General features: G+C 36.0%; 14 protein-coding genes. 7 read left to right on the top strand and 7 right to left on the bottom strand.

Annotated elements, in window-relative coordinates; genetic code table 11:
• Positions 1 to 193: 193 nt before the first annotated feature.
• Entirely contained in the window at positions 194 to 874 is a 681-nt protein-coding gene (locus QNI22_RS27595) for a DUF4919 domain-containing protein (RefSeq protein ID WP_314515804.1), read from the top strand.
• Positions 875 to 1010: 136 nt separating this feature from the next.
• Positions 1011 to 2285, top strand: coding sequence for an asparagine synthetase B (locus tag QNI22_RS27590; protein ID WP_419836248.1), 1275 nt, complete (start codon positions 1011 to 1013; stop codon positions 2283 to 2285).
• 49 nt (positions 2286 to 2334) lie between these two features.
• Here the strand turns inward: QNI22_RS27590 and QNI22_RS27585 are convergent, their stop codons facing one another.
• Together QNI22_RS27585 and QNI22_RS27580 are read right to left on the bottom strand one after the other, a co-directional pair.
• On the bottom strand, positions 2335 to 2949 hold the full coding sequence (locus QNI22_RS27585) for a hypothetical protein (RefSeq protein WP_314515802.1): 615 nt from the start codon (positions 2947 to 2949) through the stop codon (positions 2335 to 2337).
• Positions 2950 to 3029: 80 nt separating this feature from the next.
• A complete protein-coding gene (locus QNI22_RS27580) occupies positions 3030 to 3443 on the bottom strand; it encodes a response regulator (protein ID WP_313977421.1) in 414 nt (137 codons plus the stop codon).
• A gap of 729 nt (positions 3444 to 4172) precedes the next feature.
• Here QNI22_RS27580 and QNI22_RS27575 point away from each other — a divergent pair.
• Positions 4173 to 7247, top strand: coding sequence for a SusC/RagA family TonB-linked outer membrane protein (locus QNI22_RS27575; protein ID WP_314515799.1), 3075 nt, complete (start codon positions 4173 to 4175; stop codon positions 7245 to 7247).
• Positions 7248 to 7260: 13 nt separating this feature from the next.
• Positions 7261 to 8634 (top strand): RagB/SusD family nutrient uptake outer membrane protein, encoded by a 1374-nt coding sequence (locus tag QNI22_RS27570; RefSeq protein WP_314515796.1) that lies wholly within the window; start codon positions 7261 to 7263, stop codon positions 8632 to 8634.
• Positions 8635 to 8670: 36 nt separating this feature from the next.
• Here QNI22_RS27570 and rsmG read toward each other — a convergent pair whose 3' ends face one another.
• The 4 genes from rsmG to QNI22_RS27550 all read right to left on the bottom strand — a co-directional run bounded on the left by rsmG (position 8671) and on the right by QNI22_RS27550 (position 11666).
• The gene (gene rsmG / locus QNI22_RS27565; protein WP_314515795.1) at positions 8671 to 9300 is read right to left on the bottom strand and encodes a 16S rRNA (guanine(527)-N(7))-methyltransferase RsmG; all 630 of its coding nucleotides are present in this window, start codon (positions 9298 to 9300) and stop codon (positions 8671 to 8673) included.
• A gap of 79 nt (positions 9301 to 9379) precedes the next feature.
• Positions 9380 to 9985, bottom strand: coding sequence for an RNA polymerase sigma factor (locus QNI22_RS27560; RefSeq protein WP_314515792.1), 606 nt, complete (start codon positions 9983 to 9985; stop codon positions 9380 to 9382).
• Positions 9976 to 11127: a glycosyltransferase gene (locus tag QNI22_RS27555; protein WP_314515791.1), complete on the bottom strand. Its 1152-nt coding sequence runs from the start codon at positions 11125 to 11127 to the stop codon at positions 9976 to 9978. Before QNI22_RS27555 ends, QNI22_RS27560 begins: the two co-directional genes overlap by 10 nt.
• A gap of 212 nt (positions 11128 to 11339) precedes the next feature.
• Positions 11340 to 11666 (bottom strand): hypothetical protein, encoded by a 327-nt coding sequence (locus tag QNI22_RS27550; RefSeq protein WP_314515788.1) that lies wholly within the window; start codon positions 11664 to 11666, stop codon positions 11340 to 11342.
• 592 nt (positions 11667 to 12258) lie between these two features.
• Here QNI22_RS27550 and QNI22_RS27545 point away from each other — a divergent pair.
• The 3 genes from QNI22_RS27545 (at position 12259) to hemB (ending at position 16324) form a co-directional block, all read left to right on the top strand.
• Entirely contained in the window at positions 12259 to 14127 is a 1869-nt protein-coding gene (locus tag QNI22_RS27545) for a sensor histidine kinase (RefSeq protein WP_314515785.1), read from the top strand.
• A gap of 412 nt (positions 14128 to 14539) precedes the next feature.
• Positions 14540 to 15238: a response regulator transcription factor gene (locus QNI22_RS27540; RefSeq protein WP_314515782.1), complete on the top strand. Its 699-nt coding sequence runs from the start codon at positions 14540 to 14542 to the stop codon at positions 15236 to 15238.
• Positions 15239 to 15355: 117 nt separating this feature from the next.
• Positions 15356 to 16324: a porphobilinogen synthase gene (gene hemB / locus QNI22_RS27535; protein WP_314515779.1), complete on the top strand. Its 969-nt coding sequence runs from the start codon at positions 15356 to 15358 to the stop codon at positions 16322 to 16324.
• 55 nt (positions 16325 to 16379) lie between these two features.
• Here the strand turns inward: hemB and QNI22_RS27530 are convergent.
• A partial coding sequence (locus QNI22_RS27530; RefSeq protein WP_314515778.1) for a T9SS type B sorting domain-containing protein occupies positions 16380 to 16811 on the bottom strand: 432 nt, incomplete at its 5' end.

Here is a 16811-nt window from a genome sequence, read left to right as displayed (position 1 = left end):
ATCTTACCCAATAGCATTGTCAACAACTCGTTGAGTATTAAATTTTATTACATCTCTTATATATTAACTTCCTAGTTACTAAAAAACCTGCTAGCTTACTAATAATTATGGCAAACGGATAATAGTATGGTTTATCGGCTACAGTATCTTTTTGAGTGTATGTACGTATGAAATGAAAAAACACTATATTTGTATGAAACGCAACCTCACTTTCAGCCTCTTATTCATTTGCTTGTCTTTATACACAGGATATGGACAGCAAATCTCCAATGTTAATTTTACAGATATATACAAAAATATCTCAACATCATCTTCATCTTATTTTTATCCGGTACTGCTGTCCAGATACGAAAAGAATGACACAACACTTACACATGAACAGTACAAACATTTATATTATGGATTCACCCAACAACCCACTTACGATCCTTATGAGAAAGACCTTCGCCAAAAAGAGTTTAATGCACTGATTGCAGCCAAAGACTACCAAAAGGCGATTGCAGTAGGTAAAGAGGGAATCAAAAAGTCTCCATTTAATATGAATTACATTTTTGGCTTGCATTATGCCTACGATAATCTGGGTCAGCAGGCTGAATCTCAAAAATGGCTTAATAAGTTCGAGAAATTATTAGAAGTCCTTGAAAAAAGCGGAGATGGTAAAACATCCAAAACCGCCATTGTTGTTATTTCCATTGGTGATGAACAGATCTATATGGAAACACTTGGTTTGACTGTTAAAAATCGAGATCTTTCTAGTGGCACTGACAAAATTATCTTAGAAGAACCAAATGAATTACATCAAAAAGAGCTATATTTTAATGTAGAAAAACTAGGCTGGCAGGCAAGCGGCAATAAACGTACTGTCAAGAAATAAGCTACTTATATATAATTAACAGCGTACATCTTTGTCTATTAGTAAAAAGTAGCATCTTGATTGATAGTTCTAGTACTTTTAAACGTTATCTGCTCAGAATGAATACGTTTTGAATAGTTAATTTATTTTTTCAATTATGCATATAAGGGCATTTCGTCGTTTTCTGCTGACCCTAATGGGAATTTGCAGTATTGGAACCAGTTGGGCATCCTCTATTTTGATCCCTATGGATGAGGCACAAGCCAATCATTTAAAAGCTTATGGTATAGCCTATTGGGTACTGACCAAAAGTACAGAAGTAGACTGGTTACTCAACTACAGAGGAGGTAGCTTTATGTTTCAGTATCAGCCTGTCTTTGAAAGCGAACTTAGAATTAGAGGAGTCAGCTACCAGGTAATATCTGATGCACAGGCAGGTCAGATCACTGCTGAAATCAGTGCTCCAGATGTGAATATGGATGTGATGAAGCTGGAAAAAGCACCTAAAGTAGCAGTATATTCTCCAAAATCTAAGCAACCCTGGGATGATGCAGTTACTCTTGTATTAAGCTACGCGGAGATTCCTTATGACATCATTTTTGATGATGAAGTTATGGACGGGCTTTTACCCAAATATGATTGGCTCCATTTGCATCATGAAGACTTTACAGGCCAGTATGGTAAATTTTATCGTACTCATGGGCATCACGCCTGGTATAAAGCTCAGCAACGAGAATTTGAGACCTGTGCTAAGAAGTATGGATTTGCCAAGGTTTCACAACTCAAACTAGCTGTAGTAAAGAAAATACGTGATTTTTGTGCAGGAGGAGGCTTTCTGTTTGCTATGTGTTCAGCAGCAGACACATATGACATCGCTCTGGCAGCAGATGGTGTGGATATTTGTGAAAGCATTTATGATGGTGATCCTGCAGACCCTAATGCACAGCAAAAGCTCGATTATAGTAAAACTTTTGCCTTCCGTAATTTTATACTGAATAAGGATCCATTTGATTATGAGTACTCAAACATTGATAATCAGATTTATGAGCGTCCTGTTAATGAAAGCAATGATTATTTTACATTGTTTCAGTTTTCAGCTAAATGGGATCCAGTACCTACAATGCTAACACAAAATCATTTGAATGTAGTCAAAGGTTTCCTAGGTCAAACTACAGGTTTTAAGAAAAGCCTTATTAAACCAGAAGTTGTGATTATGGGTGAAAGCAAGTCTATTGGTGAGGCCAAATATGTTCATGGAATTTTTGGCAAAGGGACCTGGACATTCTATGGTGGGCATGATCCTGAGGATTACCAGCACCAAGTTGGTGAAGAACCTACCGATCTTAGCTTACATCCAAACTCGGCAGGTTATCGTCTCATATTAAACAATATTTTATTTCCTGCTGCTAAAAAGAAAAAGCAGAAAACCTGAAAAAAAGAAGCCATCCAAATGGGATGGCTTCTTTTTTTAAAGAGGAAATTCACTGTTTTATGTTATGTAATTCCATAAGTTCACTTGTATTGAGTATTTCTACTAATTTCCAGTCATCCTCTTCCTTACTCATTTTACATTTTAATAAAAAGGGTTTTTTATGCCGATCTGAAGGCATAAATCGTAAAGTAATTAATGCATCCGTATCATGAACTTCAATATTTTCAATCTCATCAAACTGATAGCTTCCATTCATAAAAGGGCCGGAAGCATCCTTTAGTGATGTAATTGCCAGATCTCCGGAATTTTCCAGATTTAGACTACCCGTTTCTACTGCCTTGTAAACTTGTTCTCCTATTGTTTCCACCAAACGTGGTTTTACAAAAGCAATAATGTCAGTAGCAATCTTTATCTCATTATCAGCAGATTGATTTGATGTAGTTTTTGAAATAGTCTGTGCCATAATCTGGTCAATAGCATTATTAACTACAGATTCAATAGCTACATGTTTTTTAAATAACGAAAGGTCATGTGTCTCATAGGCATCTTTTATCTGTAAAAGTGCAAACAAAGGCTGCGCTTCCCGATATTTCTGATATCCAAACCATCCACCTACTCCCAACAGGACAGCACCTGTTATACTATACAGATATTTTCGGTTCATTGTATTGATACATCTAAAAATACAAAAATACCTGTCCATAAAACACGGCAGGTATTTAAGACTATATTCTTATTAAGCTCTTATCTGAAAATCGGATTTACCTGTGGAAGAGCTTTTACTTCGCTTAAAATACTTTCTGTCAACGGTTTGGTGACAAATTTAATCACATATTCATTATCTACAATCTTTTCAATATCACGACGATTATCAGAGCTTGAAAGAATTACAATCTTACACTTGTTTTTCAACGCTTCTGGAAACATTTCAAATTCAAAAAGAAAAACAAATCCATCAACAATAGGCATATTAATATCCAGAAAGACAATTTCTGGTAAGTTCTCCGGATTGTTTTGTTCACGTTCCAGAAATTCCAGAGCACTCTTTCCTGAGTTCTTCACCTCCACTCTTTTGGCAAATTTGGTGATTTCAATAATACGTTTGCTGATAAAATTATCAGTATCGTTATCATCCACCAATAATACTAAGTCAATCATATTTTCAATGAGAAGATTGGATGTTCTTTTCTATAATCGTAAGCCAAAAGTAATAGAAACCCACTTTATTGAGTAGTGCTAAGTAACTGATTACTAATGCACGTAATATATTATTAAAGTTTCCCCCACTAAAAACTATCCCTTAGCTATTTTTCTATCAGGAACTTTAGATGAATGACATTTATCACCTGTATTTAGTTAAATCACTCATATACAGACAGAAGAAAAGATATGTAAGAGAGTGTAAGAATTTGCAGGTAAAGGCAGGTTAAAGGCTAAAAAGATGCATACATAGGCAAACAGTTAAGATTTTGACTTGCCAACGATTCTATTTTAGTAAATAAAGTGTGTGGTATTGTGATATAGTACTTTTCTCTCACACTTTTGAGAAGATCTTATTTTTAATAATTTACAATTTTGACTAAAACTAGTAACGTGGTCAGAAAACCAGAAAAACATCGGAGAATAAAAAGGCGGTTTAAGCTATGTATTATACCAATTTCTACTAATAAGATAATAATTTATCTTGCCATATATCCAAAATATTATCTGTCATTAGACATTTTTTCAAAATAAGATATTTATTAATATACAAAATAGTTTATTTTGTATATTACCTTTTCTAATTACCCAAATAAAAATCTTTTTTCTGTATAATACCAAGATATAAGATTTTTACAATGACAGTTAGTATAAAACACCATTTATTTAACCATTAATTAAACGCTTATGAGAAAACTTTTCCTATTTAGTATGTGCTTTTTCTGCATCTCTGGATGGCTGATAGCACAAGAAAGAACCATAACAGGACAAGTCACATCCAGCTCAGACCAACAACCTTTACCAGGAGTTTCAGTTATTATTAAAGGAACTGCTCGTGGTAGCTCAACAGATGCATCTGGAAAGTACACACTTTCTGTCCCTGAAAATGCGACTTTGGTATTCAGTTTCATAGGTTATCTCTCAAAAGAAGTTCCAGTAGGAAACCAATCTATTATTGATGTGCCACTTATTACCGATGTAAATGAATTATCTGAAATAGTAGTTACAGGTTATGGCTCACAGATTAAAAGAGATGTAACAGGTAATATAGCCAGAGTTACTTCTAAAGAAATAGAAAATACTCCTACACCTAGTTTAGATGCTGCCTTGCAAGGACGCGCAGCCGGTGTACTTGTTAATCAAGGTACAGGTAAACTTGGACAGGCTGTTCAGGTACGTATACGGGGGGCATCTTCCATATCAGCAGGCACACAACCTTTGTACGTTGTTGATGGTATTGTCCTTACGACTGGTGATCAATCTTCATCAGGAGGGGCAACCAATCCTCTGGCAGACATAAATTTTAATGACGTTGAGTCATTTGAAATCCTTAAAGATGCTTCTGCTGCAGCTATATATGGTTCACGGGCTGCGAATGGCGTTGTCGTTATTACCACAAAACGAGGAAAAAGTGCAAAAACAAATGTAGCTGTAAACTATCAAACAGGTATCAGTAAACCTACACGTAGAGTTCGCATGCTTAATGCAACAGAATATGTTAACTTCTACCGCCAGGCAGCGGCCAACTCTGATCGAATTGAAGAAATAGACCCTGCATCTGAAGATTCTTATACAACCTATATGAATGGGTTCTTTGACTATTATAGTGCAGAAACATTTGGTACAGATAAAGCTGTAAATACAAATTGGCAAGATGAGATATTTCTTAATGATGCTCCTTCCAATCAAATTGATCTAAATGTAAGTGGGGGTTCAGATAAGACACGATTTTTTATCTCAGGCCAATATCTTGATCAGAAGGGTATTCTGATTGGAAATGCATTCAACAGAATATCAGGACGAATAAACTTAGATCAGCAAGTTTCCAAGATTTTTAAATTCGGATTTAATTTAAGTTTAGCTCGTAGCTTTAATGATCGGCTGTCAGGAGATCGCCAGTTTGACAATCCGTTACAAGCAGCCGCATTAACACCTATTTCTCCAACCATTGATCCAACTACTGGTTTAGCAATAGGAACTCCTCCAGGAGACCCAGATTTGCCAAACTATTATAACCCTTTAATTAATATTGGCAATGCCTATTATCGTCAGATAGGTTACCGCAATATCAGTAATGTGTTTGGAGAGTTAACACTTCTTGAAGGCTTGACTTTCCGCTCTGAATTTGGAATAGATATCTTAAACCAACAGGAAGAAGCATATTATAATGCAAAAACCAACCGTAATACTTCCGGTGCAAATGGTTTAGGGCAGAATTATTATACGGGAGTGCTCAATTATACTACCAACAACTATTTTAGCTATAACAAAGTATTGGGTATTCACAGCCTGGGATTAACTTTAGGTACATCTTATCAACAATCTCAGACAAAACGTAATTACATTGAAGGTCGCCAGTTTCCAGGAGAAGCGTATCGTTTGATTCAAAGTGCAGCATTAAAATCTGGTGGCTTCTCCAGAGAAAGTAATTTTCGATTCTTATCCTATTTCCTGAGAGCTAACTACAAACTCAATGAGAAATATCTGCTTTCTGTCAGTGCTCGTATTGATGGCTCATCCCGGTTTGGTAAAAACAGTAAATATGGTTTCTTCCCCGCAGCTTCTGCCGGATGGGTACTCTCAGAAGAAGATTGGTTAAAAGATAATTCTTTTATGAGTTTTCTTAAGTTACGTACCAGTTATGGATTAACAGGAAATGCAGAAATTGGTAATTTTCCTCAATTAGGGCTATTTGCAGGAGATGGCAACTATGGTGACACTCCTGGACAACGCCCCTATCAGCTATCAAATCCAAACCTGAAATGGGAAACAACTACTCAGACAGATGTTGGAATCGACTTTGGCTTCTTTAATAACCGTATTAGTGGTGAAATAGATTATTATTTTAAAGAGACTAAAGATCTATTATTAAATGTAAATGTTCCAGGGTCAACAGGATTTCCTACGATTGTTCAAAATGTGGGAAAATTGCAGAATCAAGGATGGGAATTTGTCCTAAATACACAAAACTTGGTGAATGAGTTTAAATGGACAACCTCGCTCAATCTATCTAGTAATCGCAATAAGGTAATCAATATTCAAGGACAAATTATTGAAGCTGGCCTTGAAAATATGAGTAGAGTTGTGGAAGGCCAGCCTATTGGAGTATTTTATACAGCGGAATATGCTGGTGTAGATCCAGCCAATGGAGATGCTCTCTGGTATAAAAACACACCAAATGCAGATGGGTCAAGAGATCGTACTACAACAAATGATTATACAGAAACCCAAAGAGTGGTATCTGGAAACCCATGGCCATCTCTAGTAGGTGGCATCACCAATACCTTTAACTATAAAGGATTTGATTTAAGTGTATTCTTTAACGGTCAATATGGAAATAAAATAAACTTTTATGGTGTAGGTCGCTATTCATCTGCAAATGGTCGTTATGAGGATAATCAAACTGCGGATCAGTTAAACGCGTGGACTCCACAAAATACTAATACAAATATCCCAGAGGCTCGTCTGTTTTACAACAATGGAGCACAGCCATCTACACGTTTTATCTATGATGGATCCTTTCTGCGCCTCCGCACACTGACACTTGGATATACGATTCCACAATCCATTATCAATAAGGCTAAAATCAGTAAGGCTCATATATATTTTTCTGCTCAGAACCTACTTACTATTACAAATTACAAAGGCTGGGACCCAGAGGTAAATGCCGATGATATTGTTTCGAATATTGCTCAAGGCTATGACTTTTATTCTGCACCTCAAGCAAAGACGTTTTTAGTAGGCATAAATGTTAATTTTTAATAAAAACCACTATATGAGATTTTACAGATCATTCTTTACAATAACTACATCTGCTTTACTATTTGTTTTGAGTTCTTGTAACAATAAGCTGGATGTAACTCCTATACAAGAAATAGACGAAACAAATGCATTAACAACTTCTACTGCAGTTATTGCTGCACTCACAGGAGCGTATGATGGCCTACAATCTGATGATACATATGCAGGGGCTATTTCCTATATTGCAGATTTAGTAGGTGATAACAGGGAAGTCGTTTTCGCGGGTACATTCTCAAGTTTGGATGAATTATGGCGTAAAACCATTGCAACCACCAATACTCAGGTTCGAGATACTTGGCTAGGATGCTATGATGTTATTAATCGGGTAAATAATGTTCTAGAGGCCTTGCCTATTGTTGTTGAAGATGAAAGAGCAAGAGTTGAAGGAGAAGCGTTATTTATTAGAGCCGCCATGCACTTTGAATTGGTTAGGTTATTTGCAAAATCCTGGAATGATGGTAATCCAGCACAAAACCCAGGAGTACCTATTATATTAACTGCTACTCATGTTCCGCTTGATGAAACAGATTATCCAGCAAGGGCAACTGTAGCAGAGGTATATGCCCAGGTCATTAGTGATTTAACCAAAGCAGAAAGTCTATTAGAAGATGCTTCAGGAGGCAGTACTCTTGCCAATAAACAAGTTGTTACTGCAATGTTATCCAGAGTTTATTTAATGCAGGGAAATTATGCAGCAGCAAGAGATGCAGCAAACGCTGTTATTGAATCAGAAGCATATACTTTATTAAGTGATTTTACAGAAGCATTCAATAATTATGAAATTTTTGGAGGAACACCTACTGCTGAAAATATATTTTCAATCAAAGTGACAAACCAGGACGGAGTCAATGGACTAAATACATTTTTTGTTTCTTCTGGTTATGGAGGCCGTGGGGATATTCGTGTACAACAAAAGCATTTGCAGTTATATGAAGAAAATGATGTAAGAGGAACATTCTTTTATACATCCAGTAATAGGGTATTCACTGAAAAGTACACAGATCAGTATGGAAACGTCCCGATTATTCGTTTTGCCGAAATGTATCTGACTCGCGCTGAAGCTAACTTCAGACTTGGTGAAAGTGTAGGTGCTGACCCTGTAGATGATATCAATGTTATTCGTGAAAGAGCTGGACTCAATCCTTTAGCGACTGTTAATCTCACACAGATTTTAAAAGAAAGAAAATTAGAGCTGGCCTTTGAAGGGCACCTCTTGTATGATTTGAAACGTACAGAACAACCTGTAGGAGATTTGCCTTTCAACGCTGATGAGTTAGTTTTACCAATTCCTCAACGAGAAAGAGATACCAATAAAAACCTGACACAGAATCCAGGTTATGCACAATAAAAAACAAAGGGCAATCTAAAGATTGCCCTTTGTTTTTTATTTCTTGTCTATTGGAATATATACTACATATTTTGTTTCAAAAAATTCCTCTTCAAAGTATTCTGTCAGCGGGTATAACTTATACTTTACCCGTGCAGCTTCAAGCTCCTCTGTCAAATCGCCTCCTTTAAGATATAAAATACCATTTCGCAGATCGTGCTGGTAATGTTTGTTGATTTTGTGCTTTACCCACCCGTAGAACTCTTTCATTTGAGTAACAGCTCTGCTCACAACAAAATCATAGGTAAGAGGCAATTGTTCAGCCCTGGTCTGCTCTGCTTTGATATTGGTAAGCCCAACGCCATTTGCAACTTCCTGCACAACTTTAATCTTCTTTCCTATTGAATCTACCAGATGAAAATTACATTCCGGAAATAAGATAGCCAAAGGAATACCAGGAAAGCCACCTCCAGTACCAACATCCAAAATATCAGTACCAGATTTAAAGGTAATCACTTTTGCAATGCCTAATGAATGTAGAATATGCTTTTCATATAACGCATCAATGTCTTTTCGGGAAATAACATTGATCTTCTCATTCCACTCTTTGTAAAGAGATTCCAATAAGGCAAATTGTTCCTTCTGTTTTTCGGTAAGATGAGGAAAATACTTCAGGATTATATCCACAGGTTATTATATTTTGTTAATGCTTCAAAAATAGCATCTTTTCAGATGCTAAAAGATGCATAAAGCAAAAATAAAACTATTAGATATGTTCTTGTTTGTCTTTTACCAGGTCATAGAGTAATTCTCTGGCACGGTGCAGTTGAGCCTTGACAGTTCCTAAAGGAGCTTGTAATTCATCTGCAATTTCTTCATAAGAAAGCTCCTGAAAATACCTCAGGTTTACAAGAGTCTGGTATTTTGGAGGCAACTTATGTATAATCAACCGAATGATTTCATTCTTCTGATCTTTAATAGCTTCTTCCTGCGGATTCAGTTTGCTATCTTTTATTTCAATAGCTACTTCATCACCATTGCTATCACGCAATGAGCCTGCAATACGCATGGTATCCAATCTCTTTTTACGTAAAAAGTCAATACAATTATTAGTCGCTATACGAAACAACCAGGTGCTGAAACTAAAATCTTTCTTAAACTTATCCAGATTACGAAACGCTTTGGCAAAAGACTCGATTGTCAGGTCTTCTGCATCATCAACATTCCGGACCATTTTCAATACTGTATGGTACAGTGGTTTCTTATACCGTTTCATTAACTCGGCATATGCCTTCTGGTCACCACCAATAGCCTGGTCTACCAGCTTAAAATCTTCTAAGGCTTTCGATGAGAATTCTTTATCTAACTCCATGAGGCACGTTTTGTAAATAAAGCCCAGGTTCCAATGAACATGTAGTAAAATGTATAAAAGAAATCAAATAAAGGTAATGTATACCATTCAATACTTTCATCCAAACGTCTGGCAATACGATATAATAACCATGTTTGTATTATGGTACGTATCAGCCAACCTATTACTACAAAAGGTATAAACGCTTGAAAGCTGACTAAAAGTATGCCACAAATCCAAAATAATAATTGAGACAGTGACAACATAGCTAATAAGATTTTATTACGCAATTTATATTTTTTCCCAACATTCAAGTGTCTTCTTTTCTGTCTGAACCATGTCTTAAATGTAGATTTGGGCTCAGAAACCATAAAGGCCTCAGGTAAAATGCATATTGAAGTATTTTTTTTGTTAGCCACTTCTCCCACAAATAAATCATCGTCCCCCCCTACTACTCTTAAATGTGAGTGGAATCCTTTATTCTGTATGAAAAGTGACTTCCTATAACTAAGATTACGGCCAACACCCATATAAGGTAATCCTGCTACTGCAAAAGACATATACTGAACTGCAGTATAAAAAGTTTCATGCCTGATTAGAAAATTCAGGAATCCAGTGTCATATTTATAAGGAGAGAAACCTAAAACCACCTTTTTTTCATCTCGGATGGGACTAGTCATATAAGAAATCCAATTCTCACTCTCAGGAAGGCAATCTGCATCTGTCAGTAATATAATATCATATTGAGCGGCCTTGATACCCAATGTTAACGCATACTTTTTGGAAGATATATGATCAGGCGTGTCATTAATCCGAACTAGATTTAACTGTGGATGCTTAAATGATTCAAACAATAGAAAGTCATAACATTCATCATCAGAACGATCATCTACTATAACAATCTCAAAATGAGGGTAATTCTGTTTTAATAAGAGTGGAATTAGCTTTTTCAGATTTTCCAGTTCGTTCCAAGCACATACCACAACTGAGACACCAGGCCATTCCTGTTCAGACTCTTTTTGCTGTATCTCTTTGTAAAATGCCAGTCGACTAAAGAAAAATAATTGATAAAACAGGGATATAATAATAGTACCCACAAATACACAAAATAGAATATTTATGTAGGGAGGATAATGGGTAAATAAAGGTAATTCTGAAATCATTCGATAAATGAAAAATTGTCCTGCAAAAGTGTATAAGAGAACTGCACATAATGACGTCTCAAAAATAACAAAAAGAGTTATGCTAACCTCAGACTTATACTGGCAGGCTGGATTTTTTAATCAAGATTGTTGACAAGTGTAAGGTTTTACCCAAAAAGAAAAGGTTCCTGTGCTATACAGGAACCTTTTCTTTTTGTAACAATCGTTTAATCCTAATGTCTTATCCACTGCTCAATGTGTTGAGCTACAGTTTCCACACTAGCCCCTACCTTTTGCGAGATTTTGGGAGAGTTATTATTAATTATTTTGCCATCTTCTCCTTTATCTATCTTATTTACGCATTTGGTCTCCTGGATTTTCTGTGTATCCTCCGCCTGTGACACTTGGCGAGTACAAGCTAGAAAGCCAACCTTTACGTACCGTACAGATTTAGTTTTATCCGAACCTGTGTCATCCTCCGCTATTACGCTCGGAAAGCCCATGCTCATCAATAACAGACAAAGCAATGCTAATTGGGAGTAAACTTTTACTGGTTTCATGATAATATATATAAAAGGCTAAAAATCAAATGTATGGATTATAGTGACAAATATATGTTAATAGACAATACCTTGCAATACATAGTACTATATATTTTGAAAAATATTTTTTTCATTTATTGAATAATGTCAAAAAAACAAATTGTAGTGTTTTGAACAAGATTATTCCGCGTAACTCATAAAATTACAGCGTGAAGTGCGATTTCTGGCAGATGAGTCTCTGGAAACAGTTTACCCAGCTCTTAACAACTACAAGCCACATGCCAAAAACAAAAAATGCTTTCTTTTAAAAATTCAGCCTATATTTCAAAATCTATTTATCCGATTTCGGACACTTTATCTCAAAATCGGACGGTCGGTGAAACAAGACAGTAATAAGATGCAAAAAGCGGATAAATGGTTGCAGCAGTGTGCATTTTATTTTTATGGGAGTATTCCAAAAAAGTAACCTATTACTTAAGAAATTGTGTTAAAGAGTGTTAAAAACCAAAAGTAAAGATAAACGACTTGTAATTTTGTTATCTTAGAATAGGCTGTACTATAGTATGGTAACAGCCTTAGTTGAAATAAATAAGTGTGTGAATATACGTTTATGAAAAAGCAACAAATCAGATGGATTATCTTCCTGATGGCATTAGCCACACTTGGGCTTATCGGTTTTCAGGGATATTGGATCTTTCAGGCACGTACGGTTGCAGAAGAACGATTTGATCAGAATGTACAGGAGGCATTGCAACATGTCGCCAATAAATTGCAACGGGAAGAAGTAGTATGGCTAGCATCTCAACAACTGCGAGATACCAGTCATCAAAATATAAGAGGAACTACTATTCAAAATAATGATGCTTTAGTAAAAGCAGCAAAACCAATAAAGAACCTTCATAAAAGGAATCGCAAAAGCGATTCTAAAAAAGATAATTATATTGCTGCTACAGACTCCATGGAAATAATTTATCCTGGAATCGTTCAGTTTCATATTCAGCAAACTTACACAGAGTATAGTCCTTTATATAGTGGATATGATTCTGCAAGTATTTATCCAAGCAGCCAGCCTCAAAATAATCTTTTTCGCAGACATGATCCCTTTCGTGATATGTCTGAGTTTAGACAAGAAATGCAGGAAATGCAACGACAGAATGAGGCACTGGAACGTTGGCTAAATGAGGCAATGCTTGAACAAATGCGCTTGATGGGGATTCCGGTAGATTCATTGATATTGGACACAACAAATCAATATACATCAGGAGCTCTTCAGACAAAAAAACCATCTAAAACACGAAAAGGCAAAAAAGATAATAATCAAGTAATTGCTACTATTCCTCAACCTGAGATACAGACTAAAGTAGATAAGGTTCAACAACAATCTACTATTGTCAAAGAAGTCTTCCAACAGTTATTTTCCAAAGAAAGACCTGTTGAGCAACGCATTGATCCTATTAAACTGGATTCTCTACTAAAAGCAGAGATTAGAAATCAGAGTATAGACATTCCTTTTGAATATGGCGTTCATTCATCCAAATCCAAACAAGTATTCTTCGCATCAAATCAATCTGTTGACCGTTCGATTCCTTCAGAGGCATTTACAATTAATCTGTTTACCAATGACTTGCATGCAAAAAATGATATATTATATGTACTATTTCCAGATAAGCAGACATTTATCAATAGCTCTACATTCTGGATTTTACTAACCTCTATTGTCTTGTGTGGAGTCATTATGGCAATTTTTTATGTGTCAGTTAATACGATTCTAAAACAAAAGAAATTATCAGAAGTAAAAAATGACTTTATTAATAACATGACCCACGAATTTAAGACGCCTATTGCAACGATCTCGTTAGCATGCGAGATGCTCCAGGACCCTGATATTCAAACACATTCAAGCTCTTTAAACCGGTATTTGAGGGTAATTTCCGATGAAAACCGCCGACTTGGGTCTCAGGTAGAAAAAGTTCTTCAGGCGGCAACTCTTGATAAAGGTCAGTTGAAACTGAAACTTAGTACTATAAATGTACATGAGGTAATTGAAGATGTGTTACAAAATATTGGCGTTCAGATTGAAAAACGTGAGGGAACCGTAGACCTTCAGTTAGATGCGGAGAATACTGAAATTGAGGCAGATGAGGTACATATCACTAATCTGATTTATAATTTACTGGATAATGCAAATAAGTATTCTCCAGATAAACCGCAGATTCAAATATCAACACAAAATGTATCAGATGGTTTAAAAATAAGTATTACAGATCATGGCATTGGTATGAGCAAAGAAGCCCTAAGTAAAATATTTGACAAATTTTATCGTGTCTCTACTGGTAATCTACATGATGTAAAAGGCTTTGGACTAGGATTAAGTTATGTAAAAACTGTGATAGATGTCCATCATGGCCAGATTACAGTAGAAAGTCAGCCAGGGGTAGGAAGTACATTTGAAGTATTTTTACCTTATAGCCAGATATAGGCTCTCTTATGCAGTGCATTAAAATATAAATAATCGCTGTATAATCTTTGTCTTGTTGCTTGCCTTAATTTCTTATAAGGAATATCAGAATGAAAAAACTGACCCTTTATACTTCATAGTTGTATTACCCAAAGACAAGAATATTCATACTATCAAAAGAATCATGACAGGAAAAACTGTTTTCGATGAATCATGTGGTAATTGTGGTCCCTCTTTTATAAAGAGAGAAGAATAGGATAGTACAGGTAATAGGCAATTATAAAAGTAGATCTCTTTCTAAGCTTCCAGTTATAGTGGATGCCCAAAGAAAGGTTACTCAAAGAAACAGTTACTCTAATGAAATTTGAATTTATTATCCTTGTACAAGACTTCGAGATCTTTTAAAATATCTGATCCTTATTACTATCCTAATATGAGTAAACTCAAAATTTTACTGGTTGAAGATGACAATAATCTGGGTGAACTACTAAAAGAATACCTGGATCTGAAAGGATATGAGGCAAGACTAGCCCGGGATGGAGAAGAAGCATTTAACCTCTTCCGAAAAGAGACCTATGATCTTTGCATCTTCGACGTAATGATGCCCAAAAAAGATGGATTTTCTCTGGCGAAAGAAGTTCGTAGTGTTGACAAACAGATCCCCATTATCTTTTTAACCGCAAAATCAATGAAGGAAGATACACTAGAAGGACTACGAATAGGCGCTGATGATTATATGACAAAGCCTTTTAGTATGGAAGAGTTGTTATTGCGAATGAAAGCCATCCTTCGTCGGTCTCAACCACAGACAAATTCGGCAGAAGAAAAAAAGATATTCGAAATAGGAGCCTATTTATTTGATTACGAACAACAATTGTTAAAAAAAGATGAAAAAACCACCAAATTAACTACCAAAGAAGCAGAATTACTTAAACTATTATGCAACAATCTGAACCAGACATTGGAGCGTAGCCTGGCCCTGCGTCTTATCTGGCGAGACGATACCTACTTTAACGCGAGGAGTATGGATGTTTATATAACAAAACTTCGCAAATATTTAAAAGATGACCCACAGGTAGAAATCATTAATGTTCATGGAACAGGCTATCGATTACAAGTGTTAGGAGCTTAAGAAGTTTTATCTTCTTTTCTCTATTTTTGCAACCTATTATATAAGAAAGGATAACATTAATACAAAGATTTTATTCCTTTCTCATTCTTAGTGTGCTTACCTAACTGATTTCTTATAATGATTAGAAGACCCCGACGTAATCGCCAATCAGAAACAATTCGTCGCCTGGCACAGGAAACAACATTATCCACGGACGACCTGATTTTTCCACTATTCGTAACAGAAGGAACAAATAAAGCGGTTGAAGTAAGCTCTATGCCAGGAATTTATCGTTACTCGCCCGACTTATTGCTAAAAGAAATTGAAAGTTGTCTAAAGTTAGGCATCAAAACATTTGATATCTTTCCTCAATTAGAGGAAAGTAAAAAAGATAAATATGCCACTGAAAGCTATAATTCAGATGGGCTTTATTTGCGAACGATTCGTGAGATTAAGGAAAAACTGCCTGAAGCTACAATTATGACAGATGTAGCCATGGACCCTTATAGCAGTGATGGCCATGATGGTATTGTGAAGGATGGAAAAATTCTGAATGATGAGACGTTAGTTGTGTTGGGTAAAATGGCATTAGCTCAGGCAAGAGCTGGAGCAGATATCATTGGCCCATCAGATATGATGGATGGACGAGTAGGTTATATACGTGAAACACTGGATGATGAAGGATTTACGAATGTAGCCATTATGTCCTATAGTGCTAAATATGCAAGTGCATTTTATGGTCCTTTTCGGGATGCACTGGATTCTGCCCCAAAATTTGGTGATAAGAAAACCTACCAGATGAATCCGGCTAATCGAAGAGAAGCTCTCATCGAAGCAGAGTTAGATTATGCAGAAGGAGCTGACTTTCTAATGGTTAAGCCAGCCTTTTCGTATTTGGATATCATTCAAACGCTGAACGAAAATTTTCCCATACCTATTGCTGCATATAATGTGAGTGGAGAATACGCAATGATTAAAGCAGCAGCTCAGAATGGTTGGCTGGATGGAGAAAGAGCTATGTTGGAAATGCTAGTAAGTATTAAGCGTGCAGGAGCCAAAATAATCCTCACCTACTTTGCCAAAGAATTTGCATTGCTACAAAAATGATCTTTCGTATAAAAAAAGAAAACGCCCGACTCATTATTGAATCGGGCGTTTTCTTTTATTTAAGTATATGGACCCAACCTTTTATGACTATTCGTTCATCTCTTCGACGGAGCCTCATTGTTTTTAGTTCAGCTGAATAATAATAAACACCTGGTGATACGTTGTTTGCATCTGAGACCTCTGCATTATTATTTAAACCACCAGCCCAATTAATGTGTATATCACTGGTTTCGAAAACTTTACGTCCCCAACGGTTCAGTATAGTTATCTTTCCTGACTCAATAAATCTGGGACAAGGATAGGGTTCAAACACTTGATTTAGTGTATCTCCATTATCAGGGGTAATTACATTGGGCAATGCATAGTAAGGACAATTATCCTGACAAACAATGTTGCTTGGAGCACTCTCATTGCCACTTCGGTCTACCACTGTCACATAATAACATCCGGCAAATGAGCTTAGATTCATATGGTCATACACCTGAAC

The organism is Xanthocytophaga agilis (assembly GCF_030068605.1).
Classification (GTDB): domain Bacteria; phylum Bacteroidota; class Bacteroidia; order Cytophagales; family 172606-1; genus Xanthocytophaga; species Xanthocytophaga agilis.
Note: the sequence above shows the minus strand (reverse complement) of the source record. Positions and strands in the feature narration are given on the sequence as shown.